The sequence below is a fragment of the Actinokineospora sp. NBRC 105648 genome (genome assembly GCF_030269645.1).
GTDB lineage: Bacteria > Actinomycetota > Actinomycetes > Mycobacteriales > Pseudonocardiaceae > Actinokineospora.
This window is the reverse complement of record NZ_BSTR01000053.1, coordinates 36,204-54,046: the sequence shown is the minus strand read 5'-3', so window position 1 is coordinate 54,046 and position 17,843 is coordinate 36,204. Positions and strand designations below refer to the sequence as shown.

Sequence of the window (17,843 nt, the reverse complement as noted above, 5' to 3'; positions counted from 1 at the left end):
GCTCGATCTAGTGGACTCGCTTCGTGTGGGGGGAGAGCACCGCTAAACTTGACCGGTGGTGGGGAATGCCCTTCACCCGCCCTTTTTTCACCACCGCGGTGCTCTAGGGGCCCCACACGAAGCGAGTCCACTAGATCGAGCCCCCGCTCTTACCTGGGCAACGAAGACGGCAACCCCCGACGCACGTCCTCGATCGAGCCCACGCTCGCAACTCGCGCAACGAAGACGGCCACCTGAAGCGCGTCCACCAGATCGAGCCACGCCCGGAACCCGGGCAACGAAGACGGCCACCTGAAGCGCGTCCACCAGATCGAGCCATGCCCGAAACCTGGGCAACGAAGACGGCAACCTCACGACGCAGCGCCAAGCGAGCGTCCACCGCGCCGATAGTCAGGCGCGGCGGACGCGACACCGGCGATCAGCCGGTGAAGACCAAGGCGACGTTGTGGCCGCCGAAGCCGAACGAGTCGTTGATGGCGGCGGTGATCTCTAGCTTGCGGGCGTCGCCGGTCACCACGTCCAGGCCGACCCTCGGGTCGAGGTTCTCCAGGTTGCGGGTGGCCGGGATGATGCTGTGGTAGATCGACAGGATCGTCGAGATGCTCTCCACCGCGCCCGCGCCGCCGACCAGGTGGCCGAAGGAGGACTTCGGCGCGGTCAGCACCACGTGTTCGCCGAGGGCCTTGCGGATGGCGGCGGCCTCGCCGACGTCGCCGACCACGGTGGAGGTGGCGTGCGCGTTGACGTGGTTGATGTCCAGCGCGGTCAGCCCGGACATCCGGACCGCGTTCTCGATGGCCTTGATCTGGCCCAGGCCCTCGGGGTGGTTGCCGGTGATGTGGTAGGCGTCCGAGGTCATGCCGTAGCCGGCGATCCGGCCGTAGACCCGGGCGCCGCGGGCGGCCGCGTAGTCGGCGCGCTCCAGGATCAGCACGCCCGCGCCCTCGCCGAGGACGAAGCCGTCGCGCTCGGTGTCGAACGGGCGGGAGGCGCGCTCCGGCTCGTCGTTGCGGGTGCTCAGGGTTCGGGACTGGCAGAACCCGGCGACGGTGATCGGGTGGATGCAGGCCTCGGCGCCGCCCGCGATCACCACGTCCGCGCGGCCGTTCTGGATCATCTGGTACGCGGTGGCGATGGCCTCGGCGCCGCTGGCGCACGCCGAGGCGGTGGTGTGCACGCCCGCCCGGGCCCGCATCTCGATGCCCACCTGGGCGGCGGGCCCGTTGGGCATCAGCATCGGCACCGTCAGCGGCGAGACCTTGCGCAGCCCGTGCTCCTCCAGGATGTCGTCCTGGTCGAGCAGGGTGACCGGTCCGCCGATGCCGGTGCCGATGCAGACCCCGAGGCGATCCGGTTCCACCGACTCGTGCTCGTCGGTGGGGATGTCGTACCCGGCGTCCGCCCACGCCTCGCGCGCGGCGATGACCGCGATCTGCTCGCAGCGGTCGAGCCTGCGGGCCTGCACGCGCGGCAGCACCTCGGTCGGGTCGACGGCCAGCGGCGCGACCAACTTGGCGGGCAGGTCGAAGCGCTCGACCCAGGCCGCGGTGTTGACCTTGACGCCGTTGCGGCCTGCGAGCAGGGCATCCCAGGTGGACGACACGTCACCGCCGAGCGGCGTGGTGGCGCCCAGCCCGGTGATGACGACATCGACGTTGCTCATGGGGTTCCTTCGCGAGCGGGTGGTGGGTGGTTTCCGCGGAGCCGGGGTGGAACGGGGTGCGGCGTGCCTCAGATGTTCTTCGAGACGTAGTTCACCGCGTCGCCGACGGTCTTGAGGTTGGCGAGCTCGTCGTCCGGGATCTTGACGCCGAACCGGTCCTCGGCCTGCACGGCGATCTCGACCATCGACAGCGAGTCGATGTCCAGGTCGTCCACGAAGGACTTGTCGGCGGTGACGTCGTCGGGCGAGACGCCCGCGACCTCTTCGACGATCTCGCCGAGGCCCTCGAGGATCTCGGCGTCGCTGGGCTTGTCCGACATGCCAGGTGTCCTTCCCTAGTGCTTGCGACCCGCCGGGTACCGCACCCGGCGGGCTTACCGCTCCCCTTCGATCAGGGGCAGATCACGACCTGTCCCGCGTAGGACAGGCCCGCGCCGAAGCCCACCAGCAGCGCCACGTCACCGGGCTTGATCCGGCCCGCGGCCCGCATGTGGTCCATCGCCATCGGGATCGACGCCGAGGAGGTGTTGCCCGAGTGGACGATGTCGTCGGCGACGACCATGTCCTCGCGGGCACCGTGCGCGCGCAGCTTCTTCGCGATCGACTCGACGATGCGCAGGTTGGCCTGGTGCGGGATCAGCACGTCCACTTCGGACGGTGCCACCCCGGCGGCCTCCAGCGCGCGCAGCGCGATCGGCGCGATCTTGGTGGTGGCCCAGCGGAACACCGACTGGCCCTCCTGGAAGATCCACCGGTCGTCGCGCATGTGGATCATCTCGACCAGGTCGCCCGCGCTGCCCCAGACCACCGGGCCGATGCCCGGCTCCTCGGCGGGTCCGACCACCGCGGCGCCCGCGCCGTCGGCGAAGATGATCGCGTTGGCCCGGTCCTCGGGGTCGACCCAGTCGGTGAGCTTCTCCGCGCCGATCACCAGCACCCGGCGCGCCGAGCCGGAGCGGACCAGGTCCGAGGCGGTGCCCAGCGCATAGCAGAAGCCCGCGCACGCGGCGTTGAGGTCGAACGCGCCCGCCGCCTTGACCCCGATCCGGTCGGCCACCTGGGCCGCGCCGTTGGGGATCGGGGTGGGCATGGTGCAGTTGGCCAGGATCACCGTGTCCGCGTCCGAAGGCGACAGGCCCGCGTCGGCCAGCGCCTTGGACCCCGCGATGACCGCCATGTCGACCAGCTTCTGGTCCGGGGCGGCGAACCGGCGCTCGGCGATGCCGACCCGCTCGCGGATCCACTCGTCGGTGGTGTCGATGCGCTGGGACAGCTCGTGGTTGGTGACGATCCGCTCGGGCTGGAACGAACCGACGCCGAGGATCCGGCTGGCCTTCGCCCCTTGGGCGAGTCGCAGCGTGGTCATGCGGCACTTCCGATCAGCTCGATCACCGTGTCCAGGTCCGCGGGGGTCTTCAGGGCCACGGTGGGGATGCCCTTCAGCTCGCGCTTGGCCAGACCGACGAGCGCGCCCGCGGGCGGGAACTCTACGACTGCCCCGACCCCGCGCTCGGCCATGGTGGCCATGCAGGAGTCCCAGCGCACCGGACTGGTCACCTGGGCGACCAGCCGGGTGAGCACCTCGGCGCCGGAGTCGACCACGGTGCCGTCGGCGTTGGACAGCAGGGTGCGGGTGGGGTCGGCCGGGGTGGCCAGGGTGGCGGCGTAGGCGCGCAGAGCCTCCTGGGCGGGGGCCATGTAGTGCGTGTGGAACGCGCCCGCGACCTTCAGCCGGATCGCCTTGGCCCCGGCGGGCGGCTCGGCGGCCAGCTTGTCCAGGGCGTCGAGCGACCCGGCGGCCACGATCTGACCGGCGCCGTTGCGGTTGGCCGCGACCAGGCCCAGCTCCTCGAGGCGGGCGAGGGTGTCCTCCTCGGTGCCGCGCACCAGCGCGGCCATCCCGGTGGGCGCCAGCTCGCAGGCGGCGGCCATCTCGCGACCGCGCACGGCGGCCAGCGCGACGGCGTCCTCGGCGGTGAGCACACCGGCGATGGCGGCGGCGGCGAACTCGCCGATCGAGTGGCCCGCGACCAGCACGTCGGCGGGCAGCTCCACCCGGCGGGCGAGCTCCTCGTGGGCGAGCAGGGTGGCCGCGACGATCAGCGGCTGGGTGATCGCGGTGTCCTTGATCTCGTCGGCCTCGGCGGTGCTGCCCAGCCGGGCCAGGTCGAGCCCGGTGATCTCCGACCACTCCGCGAGCCGGTCGGCGGTGCCGGGCAGTTCGAGCCAGGGCGCGAGCATGCCGGGGGCCTGGGAGCCCTGCCCGGGCGCGAGGAGTGCGATCACAGGCTCAACTGAACACGGTCGCGGTGTCGGTCAGGCATGCTGGCGCTCACCAAGTCGCAGCCCCTCGTTTGTGGGAACCCTCCAAAAGTGACGGGCCTGTGAACGCTACGGGCGGGTATTCGTTGTCAGTTGTGGTGTCTGACACCATCCGGTTGCCCGGTGTTACCAGAGCCCGCGCGAGCGCGACAGCCGTCCGACGGCCAGGGCCACCCGCAGTACCAGCGCGTCCCGCGGGTCACCGGCGTTGCGCCCGGTCAGCTCAGCCGCCTTGCGCAAACGGTAGCGGACGGTGTTCGGGTGCACGAAGAGCTGACGAGCGCACGTCTCGAGCACACCCCCGGTGGCGAGATAGGCCTCCACCGTCTCCTGCAACGCCCCACCCGCCTCCTCCAGCGGCTTGGCCACGCCCTCGATGAGCTGCCACTCGGCCTCCGGGTCGCCCGCCAGCGCCCGCTCGGGCAACAGGTCGGCCGAGCGCACCGGCCGGGGGGCCTCGGGCCAGGCCACCACGGCCCGCAACCCCGACAGCGCGTCCGCCGAACTCCGGTGCGCCTCCGCGATGCTCGACACCGTGGGCCCCGCGACCACCGCACCGTCACCGAAGGCGGCGGCCATCTTGGCGAGGACCTCCAGGTCGACGGCATCCTCGGCGGGCCCGGCGAGCACCACGACCAGCCGCGACCCCTGCACGCCCAGCAGCACCGGCCGCCCCACCCGAGCCGCCCGGCTGCGCACCTCGTAGAGCACCGTCGGCGGATCGTCCGACGGCGGGTTCCCCACCAGCACGGTCGCCTCCGACGCGGGGTCCCAGCCCAGCGCGGCGGCCCGGGACAGCAGCGACTCCTCGGCGTCCCCCCGCACGATCCCGTCGACCACCAGCGCCTCGAGCCGCGCGTCCCACGCCCCCCGGGCCTCCGCCGCCGACGCGTAGGACATCGCCGAGGCGAACGCGACCTCCCGCCCGTAGCGCAGAACGGCCTCGGACAACACGGCCCGCTCGGCGTCGTTCTCGGCGAGGTCGGGCACGAGGTCCTCGAAGACCTGCAGGGACACCCGCACCATCTCGACGGTCTGCCGGAGGCTTATCCACCGGGAGAGATCCCGGGGCGCCCCCCGGAACGTGTCCGTGGTCAGCCGCAGGGCCTCCCGGGGGTCCTTGAGCCAGGCGGTGAACCCGGCGACCCCGTTCTGGGCCACCAACAGCACCGAGGCCCGCTGGTCGGCGGGCATCCGCCCGAACCAGGCGAACTGCTCGTCCATCGCCGCCACAGCCGCCGCCGCCAACTTCCCCGACGCCCGTTCGACAGCGTCAAGCGTCTCCACCGACAACCCATCCGCCGCAGCCCTCACCCCCACACCATCGCACGCCACCCCCACCCCCCAACCAGGAGCGGTAGCCGATCTCAGCCGGCCCGCGCGGACCCGCCCGCGATCCGGGCGAACTCCGCGGACCGCACGAAGTCCGCCAGGTCGACACCGTCGCCCCAGAGCTGGTCGAACCGGTTCTGGTGGAAGTGGACCAGCTTGGGCGCGTCCTCCCGGATCCCGCCGAGTTGCTGGGCGGTGGGACCGGAGAACGCCATGTACATGGCGTCGTCGTCGATCAGGCAGGCGGACATCGGCTCCACGGCCTGCGCCACGGTGACGATCACCCTGACGTTGTAGCCCGGGTTCTCCGCCACGCAGGCGACTTGGTCGGCGCACCACTGCGCCATCTCCGCGTTCGACACCCCGATGATCCGCCGCACGGTCCCGCGCGCCTGCGCGAACCGGATGATCTCCGCGAAGTACTCCTTGGACTCGACGCTGGCCAGCCGAGTCGGCGGCGTCTCCCGGAAGTAGGTCACCCGTACCTCCCGCTCGGCCCGGCGCACCGCGTCCCGCGCCGAACTGTAGAACTCCTCGTTCGTCGCGAAGAAGACCTCCACCGCGTTGCTGTCCTGAAGGGTGATCCGCAGCGCGCGAACCTGCCGCAACAACCAAAAGATCGCGCCGAACACCGCCGCCTGAAGACCATTTTCCAGAACAGGGAAGAGATCCTTGAAGAACGACAAGAGGAAGCACGCGACAAGAAAGAACGAGAGCGCGACCTCTTCCCATCGATCTCCAGCCCTCCGCCTCCACGTGAACTTTTCCTTCACCCCACCCCTCCCGCCACCGAACCGATGCCCCGCCATCCTGAACCACCCCACGTCCTCGCGCCGCCAACTTCCCCCATTCACCACCTTCTTCCACCCCGCCGGCCCTATCCACCCACTCTCAGTGCCCCAGGCGCACAAGCGCAAGAGATCCACCACAACACAAGCGCCAACCAACACCAACAGGAAAGGAGATGTCAGACGGAGAAGTCATAAAGCTGGCTAGGAGAGGAGAGGAGAGGAGAGGAGAGGAGAGGAGAGGAGAGGAGAGGAGAGGAGAGGAGAGGAGAGGAGAGGAGAGGAGAGGAGAGGAGAGGAGAGGAGAGGAGAGGAGAGGAGAGGAGAGGAGAGGAGGAAAGTGAGCAAGGGACAGGGAGGCGGGAAGGAAGGCGAGGAAGGCGGGATAAGAAGACGGGAAGGGAGGGGGGAGTAGGGCGGGGGCAGGTGGGCGCGGCGGGAGAAAAGGAGGGGCAAGAGGAAGGACACGCGAGGGGAGGGGGAATTGAGAAAGAGGGGCGAGAAGGTGGGAAAGGGAAAGCGGGAAGGAAGGGCGAGGTGGGGGAGGAAGGGGGAATGAGCAAGGGGGGCGGGAAGCGGAAGGAAGAGGGGGGAGGAAAGGAGGGGAAAAGGGAAACGGAAGGAGGGGCAAGGAAGATGGGAACGGGAAAAGGAAAAGAGGAAGACGAGGGGGAGGGGCCACATGGGCACCCATCACAAGCCCCCACAAGCCACCAATAGCCAGCCCGCCCATGAGGCACCCGATGCGATCGCCGAAGGCGTGAGCGAGCCCCCACGAGACCACGCTGGTTCGGTCACCGATCGCACCGTGGGGGTCTGGGGGCTCGGCCCCCAGGACAAACAACGCCCGATCCCCCGGTGAGCGCTCTCCGCGAACACGCGGGGCCGATCGGGCGGGCCGCCCGGCATGTCGGTGCGCTCGATGCCGGGCGGCCCATCTCCCCGGTCCCCACCGGTGATTCCACTATGGATGGTGTCCGGCCCAGGTGCCAGGCGAGACAACACAGTTCCCTCGTTCGTGGCATCCGGTGGTCCAGGGTCGGTGTCAGCGCCCTCGGGAACAATGCGGTGGCGGGGTGTGTTGGGCCGGGCAGGGGTGAGGGGAGACGTCGTGCACGTGCTGTTGGAGAACTCCGTTTCGCTGTTCGGCCAGCGGATCGCCTACGCCGAGTTGTTCGGGCAGGTGTTCGCGTTGGCGGTGGTGTTCCTCGCGCAGCGGCGGACGTTGTGGACGTGGCCCGTCCAGTTGGTCTCGGTGGTGCTGCTGTTCACCGTCTACGCCTCCGCGCACCTCGGTGGGCTCGCGGTGCGGCAGGTGGTCGTCGGGCTGATCGCGGTCTACGGCTGGTGGGCGTGGGCGCGCCACCGCGATCCCGTCTTCGGGGTGGCCGTTCGGCGGGCCGCGCCTCGGGAGCTGTTCGCCGTGGCCGCCGCGTTCGTGGTGGGCACCGTGGTGTTCGCGCTGGTCCTCGACGCGCTGGACGCCTCCTGGGCGCCGTGGCCGGACTCGGCGATCTTCGTCGGGACGCTGCTGGCGTTCGGGCTCCAGGCGTGGGGGCTGGTGGAGTTCTGGCTGGTCTGGCTGCTGGTCGACGCCATCGGCGTGCCGTTGCAGCTCTCGTCCGGGTTGTGGTTCAGCGCGTTCGTCTACACGATCTTCGCCGGGCTGGTCGTCTACGGCTGGGTGAGCTGGTACCGGTCCGCCCAGCGGCAGCGGGACGGCGTGCCCGTGGGGCAGCCTGGCCGGGTCGGCTAGGCGGGCATCAGGACGGCGGACTCGTCGAGGAACTGCCGCGTCGCCGGGGAGTCCCGGTGCGGTGCCATCCGCATCCGCAGATCGGTGACGGCCTGGGCTGATCGGCTGGAGGTCACGGTCACGGCTTGCCGGAGGGCGGTGAGCCCGGCGGCACTGGCGGCCTCGAGGTCGTGACTGGTGAGAGCGGCTCGGGCGAGCGCGGCGTTGGCCATGCAGCCGCGTCGGGCCCGGTTCTGGCGGGCCGCTTCATCGGCTGAGACTTGAGCGTGTTCGGTGGTCTCGGTGGGGCGGTTGAGGTCGCGATAGGCGTTGGCGTACTCGCCGTGCAGGTAGGCGGCGTCGATGAACCGCGCCCACTCCGGTTCGTTGGCGGGCTCGCTGGCGGCGAAGGCTTCCTGGGACAGGCTGATACTGCGGTCTGCGGCCTCAGCGTCGCCCAGTGCTGCCTCGGCACGAGCTTGGAGTACGCGGAGGTCTGCCAGGCAAGCGGGGGAGCGGTCGTGCCCGAGCCCGGCGATGCCGGTCTTGGCGAGTCGCAGGCCCTGATCCGGGTGACCGGTGAGAGTCGCCTGGTCGGAGAGCCCCGCGAGCACGTGCGCGCCGAGTGCGACATCCTTCGCGGCTCGCGCCAGTTCGAGCGCGCGGAGCAGGTGGGTCTGGGCGCCGACCTGGTTGCCGTGGTCGTAGTTCATCCAACCGAGCAGGTAGAACTGCTCGCCCGCCGCGGAGTGGAGTTCGCGCCCGGTGGTGGAGTCGGGGCCGTTGTCGTTCACCAGTGGTGTGACGACCTGTTCCAGGTACCCCGTGAGCTGGGCCAAGGCGTGTCCGCCACCGCGCATGACGTCGAGCTCCTGGTAGAGGGCGAACGCGCGGCGCAGGGCCTCGATCTGGGACGAGTCGACCTTGCCGTGGGCGCCCGCGACCTCGTCGATCGTGCTGAGCAGCCAGTCCTGGGTCGAGCCCGCCGACGCGGCGACGCTGAACAGCGTGCCCGCCAAGAACTGCCGCCGGTCCACCTCGCTGCGCCCCGGAGCGGCCGCCGGCGCCACCGGTTCGTTGACGAGAAGGGTTTCCAACTGCTCCCTGGTGAGGCCCAGCAGCCTGCCCAGCTTGGGGCGCAGGAAGGGAAGTGGCTCGCTCCGGCCCAGCTCCCAGCGGAAGACCGTGCTGCGGTCGACGTGCATGGCCTCGGCGAGCGCCTCCTGGGTGAAGCCCGCCGCCTTGCGGGCGCGGGCCAAGCGGGTTCGTTTGCGCACCGGTCTCCCCGTCGATCACACTCGGCGTTCGCCTCGTTACCGCAGGTCAGCCTAGCACCGCCGGTCCGGGGCCGGGACCGAGTACGCCGGAGGGCCCCTGTCGCGAACGACAGGGGCCCTCCGGCGGTCAACTCAGGCCGAGCCGGGGTCCGAGGTCTGCGGACCGGCGGCGGACACGTCGTCGATGCGGTACTTGCGGGCCGCCTCGACTACCGACGCCCGAGGTACCTCGCCGCGGCGGGCCAGGGCGGCCAGCACGCCGACGGTGATCGACTCGGCGTCGACCAGGAAGTGCCTGCGGGCCGCCGGGCGGGTGTCGGAGAAGCCGAAGCCGTCCGTGCCCAGGGTCAGCATGTCGGTCGGGACCCACGGGCGGATCAGGTCCGGCACCGCGCTCATCCAGTCCGACACCGCCACGACCGGGCCGGTGCCCTCGGACAGCACCGAGGTCACGTACGGCACCCGCGGGTCGGCCTCCGGGTGCAGCAGGTTGTGCCGGTCGATCTCGACCGCCTCGCGGCGCAGCTCGGCCCACGACGTGGCCGACCACACCTCCGCGCCCACGCCCCACTCCTCGGCCAGGATCCGCCGGGCCTTGAGCGCCGAGGGCATGGCCACGCCCGAGACCAGGATCCGCGCCCGGGGTCCCTCGGTCGAGGGTGCCTCCTGGTAGCGGTACAGGCCGCGCAGGAGGCCCTCGACGTCGAGGTTCTCCGGCTCGGCCGGCTGCTGGTAGGGCTCGTTGTAGACGGTGAGGTAGTAGTAGATGTCCTCCGCCTGCTCGCCATACATCCGGCGCAGGCCGTCCTTGACGATGTGCGCCAGCTCGAACGACCACGCCGCGTCGTAGGACACAACCGCCGGGTTGGTCGCGGCCAGCAGCAGCGAGTGCCCGTCGGCGTGCTGCAGGCCCTCACCGGTGAGCGTCGTGCGGCCCGCGGTGGCGCCGAGCACGAAGCCGCGCGCCATCTGGTCGGCCGCGGCCCACAGGCCGTCGCCGGTGCGCTGGAAGCCGAACATCGAGTAGAAGATGTAGACCGGGATCATCGGCTCGCCGTGCGTGGCGTACGAGGTGCCCGCGGCGGTGAACGACGCGGTCGAGCCCGCCTCGTTGATGCCCTCGTGCAGGATCTGGCCCTGCTCGCTCTCCTTGTAGGACAGCATGAGCGAGGCGTCCACCGAGGTGTAGAGCTGCCCCTGCGGGTTGTAGATCTTCTGCGTCGGGAACATCGAGTCCATGCCGAACGTGCGCGCCTCGTCCGGGATGATCGGCACCAGCCGCGGGCCGATCTCCTTGTCCTTGGCCAGGTCGCGGACCAGCCGGACGAACGCCATCGTGGTGGCGACCTCCTGCTTGCCCGAACCGCGCTTGAGCACGTCGTAGACCTTGTCGCCGGGCAGCACCAGCGCCTTGGCCTTGGCCCGGCGCTCGGGCAGGTAGCCGCCGAGCTGGCGGCGCCGCTCCTGCAGGTACTGGATCTCCGGCGCGTCCTGGCCCGGGTGGTAGTACGGCGGCAGGTACGGGTCCTTCTCCAGCTCCGCGTCCTCGATCGGGATGCGCAGCGTGTCCCGGAACGCCTTGAGGTCGTCCAGGGTCATCTTCTTCATCTGGTGCGTGGCGTTGCGCGCCTCGAAGTGCGGGCCGAGGTTGTAGCCCTTGATCGTCTTGGCCAGGATGACGGTCGGCTGGCCGTGGTGCTCGGTGGCCGCCTGGTAGGCCGCGAAGACCTTGCGGTAGTCGTGGCCGCCGCGCTTGAGGTTCCAGATGTCCTGGTCGGACATCGGCGTGACCAGCTCCTTGGTCCGCGGGTCGCGGCCGAAGAAGTGCTCGCGGACGAAGGCACCGTCGTTGGCCTTGTAGGTCTGGTAGTCGCCGTCGGGGGTGGTGTTCATCAGGTTGATCAGGGCGCCGTCGCGGTCGGCGTGCAGCAGCGCGTCCCACTCCCGGCCCCAGATGACCTTGATGACGTTCCAGCCAGCGCCGCGGAAGAACGCCTCCAGCTCCTGGATGATCTTGCCGTTGCCGCGCACCGGGCCGTCCAGGCGCTGCAGGTTGCAGTTGATCACGAAGGTGAGGTTGTCCAGCTGCTCGTTGGCCGCGACGTGGATCAGCCCGCGCGACTCCGGCTCGTCCATCTCGCCGTCGCCGAGGAAGGCCCAGACCCGCTGGTCGGAGGTGTCCTTGATGCCGCGGTCGTTGAGGTAGCGGTTGAACCGCGCCTGGTAGATGGCGTTCATCGGGCCCAGACCCATGGAGACGGTCGGGTACTCCCAGAAGTCCGGCATCAGCCGCGGGTGCGGGTACGACGGCAGGCCGCCGCCGGGGCCCGCGTGCGAGAGCTCCTGGCGGAAACCGTCCAACTGCGACGTCGAGAGGCGGCCCTCGAGGAACGCGCGGGCGTAGATCCCCGGGGACGCGTGGCCCTGGACGTAGATCTGGTCTCCCCCACCCGAGTGGTCCTTGCCACGGAAGAAGTGGTTGAAACCGACCTCGTAGAGGGCGGCCGAGGAGGCGTAGGTCGAGATGTGTCCACCGACACCCACCCCGGGGCGCTGCGCGCGGTGCACGGTCATCGCCGCGTTCCAGCGGATCCAGGCGCGGTACCGGCGCTCCACCTCCTCGTCGCCGGGGAACCAGGGCTCCTTCTCGGTGGGGATGGTGTTGACGTAGTCCGTGCTGGTCAGCGCGGGGACGCCGACGTGGCTCTCACGGGCGCGCTCGAGCAGGCGCAGCATCAGGTAGCGCGCGCGCTGCTGACCACCGCCGCGCAGGGCAGCGTCGAAGGACTCCAGCCACTCAGAGGTCTCCTCCGGATCGATGTCGGGGAGGTGGGCGGCGAGCCCGTCGCGGATGACGCGGACGCGCTCGGGGGCGGGCCTGTCGTTCTGGGTGGCCAACTTCGAGCTCCAGCCTGGGGTTGAGGGCGACTTTGCGCGCGCGCGATATCACGCGCGCGAGGGACACTCTGCCATGCTCGACTGAATCCTGGTTGACGTCATCCTTACTGGTCAGTAGGCCCAAATCGGGTTGCTCACACCGCTCCGCGGAGGGCCTCGCAGCGGCGTGTCGGACAGCGGGCGGTTGCGCAGGTGGCCACTGTCAGTGTTCGCTATCGCCTAACCGAACAGGCAGAACGCGGCCGACGGGCCTGATCAAGGGCTCGGCACGCCGCAGATGAGCACAACTGGAGGAGTGACACCGTGGTGGCCGCGGGAGACGCCGGGAACGCCGGCGTCGCCGACAAGCTGGGGATCGACGAGGGCACCATTGTCCAGGAGATCGGCTGGGACGAGGACGTCGACGACGACGTCCGCGCCGCCATCGAGGAGCGCATCGGCTCCGACCTCCTGGACGAGGACGCCGACGAGGTCGTCGACGTCGTGCTGCTGTGGTGGCGCGAGGGAGACGGGGACTTGGTCGACGCGCTGATGGACGCGATCGGACCGCTCGCCGACAACGGCGTGATCTGGGTCATGACCCCGAAGACGGGCAGGCCCGGCTACGTCGAGCCCAGTGACATCGCCGAGGCGGTGCCGACGGCGGGGCTCGCACAGACCTCCGGCGTCAGCACCAGCGGCGACTGGGCAGGCATCCGGCTGGTCTCGCCCAAGTCGGTCAAGCCGAAGCGCTGAGTCCACAGGCCGAACACCCGGGCGTTGGACCGTCCGGGTGGCTTAGGCTTGGGCTCGCACAGGTACCGGCGCGGATCCACCGCGCCCCCAGCCAGGAGGATGCCGGGTATGGCGGTCGAGGTCGGTTCGAAGGCTCCGGACTTCACGCTCAACGACTACAACAGGCAGCCGGTGAAGCTCTCGGACTACCAGGGCTCGAAGAACGTGCTGCTCGTGTTCTACCCGTTCGCGTTCAGCGGCACCTGCCAGGGCGAGCTCTGCCAGGTCCGCGACGAGCTCGCGGAGTACTCCGACAACGACGTCCAGGTCGTCGGCGTGTCCGTGGACACCCCGTTCAGCCTGAAGGCGTGGGCCGAGCAGCAGGGCTACCAGTTCCCCCTGCTCTCGGACTTCTGGCCGCACGGCGCGGTCGCCACCAGCTACGGCGTCTTCAACGAGGCGGCGGGCCTGGCCAACCGAGGCACCTTCCTGATCGACAAGGACGGCGTCGTCCAGTTCGCCGAGATCAACAGCCCCGGCGAGGCCCGCGACCAGAACGCCTGGAAGAAGGCCGTCGCGGCACTCTGACCGACCTCCCGGCACCGACTTGTGTCGGTCGGTGCCGGGGAGCGGGCGCATAGCTCAGCGGGAGAGCACTCGGTTTACACCCGAGCGGTCGCAGGTTCGAATCCTGCTGCGCCCACCAAAGTTATGTCTCTCGAACCTTCGACACGTCGAACAGAGGGCGAGATGCGAAGCATGAAGCCCCCGGCCGCAGTCCCTGCGCCGGGGGCTTCTTCGTGTCTGGTGTCGCTCGGCCTACTCGGTACATCTCGCATCGCGGGTGCCCACGAGGCGACGATGTTGCTGTAGCGCGCCTGGGCGTCCCTCACCCAGCAAGCAGTACTCCCCGGTGCCGCCAGGCAAGTTCCAACGCTGCTGCTGCCCCCGGCGACAGTCGTCCCGACTCCCGCAGCCACGTGAGTGTGTTCGCCTCGAACGGCAGTGCCCGGCTCGGCATCGTGCCCTCGGTATTGCTGTCGACGGCGTGCTCGAACAGCTCGTCGTAGAGGTTCGGCTCGAACACCGCCACCGGCAAGGAAGTTCGTCCGTGCGCTCGCCCGCCGTGGCCTGCCCGGCTCGATGGGCCGGGTCGGTGCCGCGGGCGACAACGCCGCCATGGAGAGCTTCTTCGCGTTGCTGCAAAACAACGTTCTCGACCGACGTACCTGGTCCACCCGCGACGAACTCCGGATCGCAATCGTCACCTGGATCGAGGGCACCTACCACCGACGTCGACGCCAAACCGCGCTCGGCCGGCTGACCCCTGTCGAATACGAGGCAATCATGACTACGCCAGCCAGTCAGTCAGGCTGCGTGACTACCACTGTCACCTACTCGTGCAGCAGACCCGCAAGCGGCATCAGCTATGTCAATACGCTCGACTTTCTCGCCAGCAGCGAACGGGCCCGCGTCGCATCGTCTCCCGACGACGTCCCGGGCAAGTCAGGGACCACCTGGTTCGACGGCTGGGCGGTGCCGCCGTGTGGGGTGGCGTTTGTGTGGGTTGTCGATAACGAGCAGGGGCATAGTAGCGGCAGCGAACATGACAGGTAGAGAGTGCGCGGGCAAGGGTAATCACGTAATATCGAGCACAGCTACTTGCATCGAGAGAAGATCGGAGACCCTCGTGTGATCATTGTCAGTTTCCCTGTCGAAGTCCCTTACGGTGGAGGGCCGCTCACTAATGAAATTGGAAGATAGGCTGGCTGGCTGGACTGGCCCATCAAGTATCAGCGAGCAGGAAAAGCAAGAGCGCACTGAGCGCATGATTCGCGAAGCTGTAAGGGGGCACGCTCTTTTTTCCGATTGCAACCTCAAGATATATGCCAAAGGTTCGTATGCTAACAACACGAACGTCAGGGCTGACAGTGATGTTGACATCGCTGTTCAGTGTACAGATCTCTACTATTGGGATGAAGCCATCGCAGGGGTGCGTCCCTCGGGAGGTGGATCATACTCAGGGATATGGACACCCGCTGAGCTTCGTTCCGAACTGGGTGTAGCTCTGAACAAGAAGTTTCCGGGCCAAGTTGACTCAGCTGGTTCTACAGCATTTCGGATCGACTCGAACACTGCCCGAGTTGACGCCGACGTAGTGCCCTGCTTCGACTACCGATACTACTTCTCGTCAGGTGGTTATCGAGATGGAGTTAAGGTTTTCAAGAAAAATGGCACCGGGATTGTAAACTATCCCGATCAGCAACTTGCTAATGGTCGTCGAAAGAATGTAGAGACGAAGAACTGCTATAAACACGCAGTTCGCATCATGAAACGTGTTGAGAATGCGATGTTCACGGAAGGTGGGCGTCGCGAAGTCCCATCGTTCTTTGTCGAGTGCCTTGTCTACAACTGTCCTAACAGTGTGCTTCTGCGTCCGACCTGGACGGAAACGATCAGCGGCGTAATAACACACATCTGGCAAGCACTTCGAGGAGATGAGCCGACTGGCGCGAGCGATCGCTGGCTTGAGGTTAACGAGTGTAAGCATCTTTTTCGTAGTGATCAAGCTTGGAGTCGTGCGGACGGTCGGGATTTTGTAAAGGCTGCCTGGAACTACCTGGGATACGCATCATGAGACACGGTATACTCGTTCGAGTAAGTGTTGCAGTTGTAATCTTGGTCTTCGCTATTGGAACCTGGGTGAAGGGGGGAAAGTTTGATCCTGGCTGGCTGAAGTTCTTTTCTGCGGCCGTCCTCTTAGCAACGATCGTTTTCGCCCTGTGGGATCTGTGGCTATGGAAAATTCGGCCCAGTCAGCTCTTCCCGGGAGTGCCGCGTCGTATAGGAGGTACTTGGAAAGGAACTCTGACATCGTTCTGGGAGGATCCTGCAACCGGGCGGCGGGCGGCACCGAAGACGGTTTACTTAGTCGTACGCCAGACCGCATCGCTAGTATCAGTGAAACTTCTGACCAACGAATCCCGATCTGCATCTTCACTGGCGGCCGTTTCGACAGTGGACGGCACTTCCGAACTCGCGTACCTCTACCTCAACCGTCCAGACCCTCGGTTTGAAGAGGGAAGTCGGATGCATCATGGATCGACGGTGCTTTCTCTTTCCGGAGAACCAGTTAGTCGGATGAGGGGTCGCTATTGGACGGATCGAGATACGCGGGGCGAACTCAACTTTCATCAATGGACTGCCGAGTTCATTGATGATTTTGACGAAGCGCAATCAGTTTTCGATAAGAGAGTGTAACATATCCTGTATTCAACTGTTTGATACTGAAAAATTACGCAAAATATGGTCAATGTTAGGCGGGGTTGAGGTGAGCAAAATGTCAGGGCGCACCATCAGGCAGTTCATGTGGGGTTATCAGCACTACTTCTGCACGTCAGTCAACACATCGCTTGAGCGCGCTCTCGATCAGATCAACTTCTACGGAGGCTTCGATGTTCTCCTCGTTGGATTTCAAGTAGCCGGTCAACATGACTACCCGGTGTGCGTTGAGCCGGAAGATGGTTCGTTCGGGAATCTTGATCTGTCAAACGTCGTACGCGAGGGGCAGGTACTATTTGAAGCTAGCCCAGAGTTGCAGCACCGATACAGTGACCCTGAGATACAGCTCGATAAGCGTCATGAACTAGCGGACGCCTGCCGCAGGCAAGCGCTCGCTGATGCTCTCGGTGCCTCACCGCATGGAAGAGTGTTCAACTTCTTCTGCAGCAGATCGGTTCAAGTCGATGACTACGAAGTTCATGTGGTTCTAGGCGTTGACAAGGCAACGCTCCAAAAAGTACCCCAGATTCACAGTACGGCTGTCGATTGTGTCCACGTATGGCAGTCATTAGTCCATGCGTTGCTTTACGAAGTATCAATGCGGGCTGCTAGGGCGTTACACATGCCAGATGCAGGTAGAGGATTGATGGTTCTGGGATCTGAGGTGGATGAGATTGTCCGTAGTGCAACAAATCGCATGTTTTATTCTGCCTTGATCTGCTCCGGGCAGATATTTGCGCATGGACGTGAGTCATATCTGAATCAGATATCTGCACTTCCTCACGAGAAGCGCTGGGGAGCTGGCCGTATAGTCTTCGCGAAGATGAATCACGAGGCGGTCGATGTTTCGTTAAGGTTGCTCCAACCCGTAGAATTCTCCGATTCGCATGCTGTGCGCAAGCTGATGGAAGCTGGCGGCGTTCACGCTGACCTGCTGTCTGATGGAGTATATGTATATGGATTTGGTCTTGTACGCGCCAATTACGATGAAGCTTCAGAGTCCATCTTCGTGGTGTCAGTAAAAGAGCGGGGGATATGGGAGTTGTCGCACGCGGAGATGCCGTTACTAACGGTTCGCGACGGCACTGGTTACCTGCCAAGGCCTACGTTGAACACGGAGATCTTCGCTGACGTCGTTTCGAGGCGAATTGCTGGAGCCGATATATCTACCCTCGTTGCGCTCGCTAATGCGGCGGAGGAGAATAGGAATGGCGCAATGCTCATTATCTCTAGCGATGCTGCGGGTGAGGCGAAACGCATGGCTCCGCAGCCTTGGAGTGTAGAGCCGGTAGAGCTGACAGGCGATTTGATTAATCAGGTTTCGAGCATGGATGGAGGTTTGTTGCTTGATGCTCGGGGACGCTGCCATGCGATTGGTGTCATTCTTGATGGAACAGCCAAAGGTGTGGGAGATCCCGCAAGGGGAAGCCGGTTCAATAATGCGGTGCGGTATATAGATAGCAACCCGCCTCCCGCAGTTGTTATCGTATACAGCACGGATGGAACGATCAATATTCTTCCGGACTTGATGCCCTTGATGGATCGCGAGGAGGTGCGCGGCGCTGTCGAGGCATACGTACTTCTGGCTGATTCGAAGTCGCCTGACTTAGCGGCCAGAAATGCGCTATGGAGCGAGCTTGAGATGTTAAACTTCTACCTCTCGGATGAGCAATGTGCGGCGGTCAATTCTGCCAGGAAGAAGCTCGAAGAACTGGATTCGAATCGGGCGGTTCGAATTATCGAACGAGACCTAACTCCAGACGTGCAGATGAATGACAGTTACTGGATGCAACCTCCTCATCGCGAGATTTAGGCCGTACCCATTCGCTCAA

The 17,843-nt window shown here is 66.4% G+C and carries 16 protein-coding genes, 1 tRNA gene and 1 pseudogene; 9 read left to right on the top strand and 9 right to left on the bottom strand.

Features of this window, described 5'->3' with window-relative positions:
• Positions 1–418: 418 nt before the first annotated feature.
• From QSK30_RS31155 to QSK30_RS31130, 6 genes are all read right to left on the bottom strand, one after another.
• Entirely contained in the window at positions 419–1,663 is a 1,245-nt protein-coding gene (locus QSK30_RS31155) for a beta-ketoacyl-[acyl-carrier-protein] synthase family protein (RefSeq protein WP_285508358.1), read from the bottom strand.
• Between the two features lie 68 nt (positions 1,664–1,731).
• A complete protein-coding gene (locus QSK30_RS31150; protein WP_285508356.1) occupies positions 1,732–1,983 on the bottom strand; it encodes an acyl carrier protein in 252 nt (83 codons plus the stop codon).
• A gap of 71 nt (positions 1,984–2,054) precedes the next feature.
• Positions 2,055–3,029, bottom strand: a complete 975-nt coding sequence (locus tag QSK30_RS31145; RefSeq protein ID WP_285508354.1) for a beta-ketoacyl-ACP synthase III — start codon at positions 3,027–3,029, stop codon at positions 2,055–2,057.
• Positions 3,026–3,949, bottom strand: a complete 924-nt coding sequence (locus QSK30_RS31140; protein WP_285508352.1) for an ACP S-malonyltransferase — start codon at positions 3,947–3,949, stop codon at positions 3,026–3,028. The genes QSK30_RS31145 and QSK30_RS31140 overlap by 4 nt, the downstream gene beginning before the upstream one ends.
• Positions 3,950–4,111: 162 nt before the next feature.
• On the bottom strand, positions 4,112–5,278 hold the full coding sequence (locus QSK30_RS31135; protein WP_285508367.1) for a PucR family transcriptional regulator: 1,167 nt from the start codon (positions 5,276–5,278) through the stop codon (positions 4,112–4,114).
• A 74-nt stretch (positions 5,279–5,352) separates the two neighbouring features.
• Positions 5,353–5,925, bottom strand: a complete 573-nt coding sequence (locus tag QSK30_RS31130; RefSeq protein ID WP_285508351.1) for a hypothetical protein — start codon at positions 5,923–5,925, stop codon at positions 5,353–5,355.
• 356 nt (positions 5,926–6,281) lie between these two features.
• Between QSK30_RS31130 and QSK30_RS31125 the strand changes: the two genes are divergently transcribed.
• Both QSK30_RS31125 and QSK30_RS31120 read left to right on the top strand, forming a co-directional pair.
• Entirely contained in the window at positions 6,282–6,449 is a 168-nt protein-coding gene (locus QSK30_RS31125; RefSeq protein ID WP_285508349.1) for a hypothetical protein, read from the top strand.
• A gap of 767 nt (positions 6,450–7,216) precedes the next feature.
• Complete coding sequence (locus QSK30_RS31120) at positions 7,217–7,861, top strand: nicotinamide mononucleotide transporter family protein (RefSeq protein ID WP_285508348.1); 645 nt, start codon at positions 7,217–7,219, stop codon at positions 7,859–7,861.
• On the opposite strand, the gene QSK30_RS31115 is transcribed toward QSK30_RS31120, so the two are convergent.
• A complete protein-coding gene (locus QSK30_RS31115) occupies positions 7,858–9,117 on the bottom strand; it encodes a helix-turn-helix transcriptional regulator (protein WP_285508346.1) in 1,260 nt (419 codons plus the stop codon). The genes QSK30_RS31120 and QSK30_RS31115 overlap by 4 nt on opposite strands.
• Before the next feature lie 132 nt (positions 9,118–9,249).
• Positions 9,250–12,015, bottom strand: a complete 2,766-nt coding sequence (gene aceE, locus QSK30_RS31110) for a pyruvate dehydrogenase (acetyl-transferring), homodimeric type (protein WP_285508344.1) — start codon at positions 12,013–12,015, stop codon at positions 9,250–9,252.
• Between the two features lie 303 nt (positions 12,016–12,318).
• Here aceE and QSK30_RS31105 point away from each other — a divergent pair, with 303 nt between their 5' ends.
• The 3 genes from QSK30_RS31105 (at position 12,319) to QSK30_RS31095 (ending at position 13,435) form a co-directional block, all read left to right on the top strand.
• Positions 12,319–12,750 carry a DUF3052 domain-containing protein gene (locus QSK30_RS31105; RefSeq protein ID WP_285508343.1) on the top strand — a complete coding sequence of 144 codons (432 nt, stop codon included), beginning with the start codon at positions 12,319–12,321 and terminating at the stop codon, positions 12,748–12,750.
• Between the two features lie 108 nt (positions 12,751–12,858).
• Positions 12,859–13,317, top strand: a complete 459-nt coding sequence (locus QSK30_RS31100) for a peroxiredoxin (protein ID WP_285508342.1) — start codon at positions 12,859–12,861, stop codon at positions 13,315–13,317.
• A gap of 43 nt (positions 13,318–13,360) precedes the next feature.
• Positions 13,361–13,435, top strand: a tRNA-Val gene (locus QSK30_RS31095).
• A 183-nt stretch (positions 13,436–13,618) separates the two neighbouring features.
• Here QSK30_RS31095 and QSK30_RS31090 read toward each other — a convergent pair.
• Positions 13,619–13,822 carry a hypothetical protein gene (locus tag QSK30_RS31090; RefSeq protein WP_285508369.1) on the bottom strand — a complete coding sequence of 68 codons (204 nt, stop codon included), beginning with the start codon at positions 13,820–13,822 and terminating at the stop codon, positions 13,619–13,621.
• Positions 13,823–13,824: 2 nt separating this feature from the next.
• Here QSK30_RS31090 and QSK30_RS31085 point away from each other — a divergent pair.
• From QSK30_RS31085 to QSK30_RS31075, 4 genes and pseudogenes are all read left to right on the top strand, one after another.
• A pseudogene (locus tag QSK30_RS31085) lies at positions 13,825–14,085 on the top strand (integrase core domain-containing protein); the annotation flags it as partial.
• A 391-nt stretch (positions 14,086–14,476) separates the two neighbouring features.
• Positions 14,477–15,367: a nucleotidyltransferase domain-containing protein gene (locus QSK30_RS31080; protein WP_285508341.1), complete on the top strand. Its 891-nt coding sequence runs from the start codon at positions 14,477–14,479 to the stop codon at positions 15,365–15,367.
• The gene (locus tag QSK30_RS37020) at positions 15,364–15,990 is read left to right on the top strand and encodes a Cap15 family cyclic dinucleotide receptor domain-containing protein (protein ID WP_352231648.1); all 627 of its coding nucleotides are present in this window, start codon (positions 15,364–15,366) and stop codon (positions 15,988–15,990) included. Before QSK30_RS31080 ends, QSK30_RS37020 begins: the two co-directional genes overlap by 4 nt.
• A gap of 79 nt (positions 15,991–16,069) precedes the next feature.
• A complete protein-coding gene (locus QSK30_RS31075; protein WP_285508366.1) occupies positions 16,070–17,824 on the top strand; it encodes a diadenylate cyclase in 1,755 nt (584 codons plus the stop codon).
• Positions 17,825–17,843 lie beyond the last annotated feature (19 nt).

Coding starts and splice junctions, on each gene's coding strand:
- QSK30_RS37020 (WP_352231648.1), top strand. CDS start 15,364: ATGAGACACGGTATACTCGTTCGAGTAAGTGTTGCAGTTGTAATCTTG.
- QSK30_RS31145 (WP_285508354.1), bottom strand. CDS start 3,029: ATGACCACGCTGCGACTCGCCCAAGGGGCGAAGGCCAGCCGGATCCTC.
- QSK30_RS31150 (WP_285508356.1), bottom strand. CDS start 1,983: ATGTCGGACAAGCCCAGCGACGCCGAGATCCTCGAGGGCCTCGGCGAG.
- QSK30_RS31125 (WP_285508349.1), top strand. CDS start 6,282: ATGTCAGACGGAGAAGTCATAAAGCTGGCTAGGAGAGGAGAGGAGAGG.
- QSK30_RS31075 (WP_285508366.1), top strand. CDS start 16,070: ATGTCAGGGCGCACCATCAGGCAGTTCATGTGGGGTTATCAGCACTAC.
- QSK30_RS31155 (WP_285508358.1), bottom strand. CDS start 1,663: ATGAGCAACGTCGATGTCGTCATCACCGGGCTGGGCGCCACCACGCCG.
- QSK30_RS31080 (WP_285508341.1), top strand. CDS start 14,477: ATGAAATTGGAAGATAGGCTGGCTGGCTGGACTGGCCCATCAAGTATC.
- QSK30_RS31100 (WP_285508342.1), top strand. CDS start 12,859: ATGGCGGTCGAGGTCGGTTCGAAGGCTCCGGACTTCACGCTCAACGAC.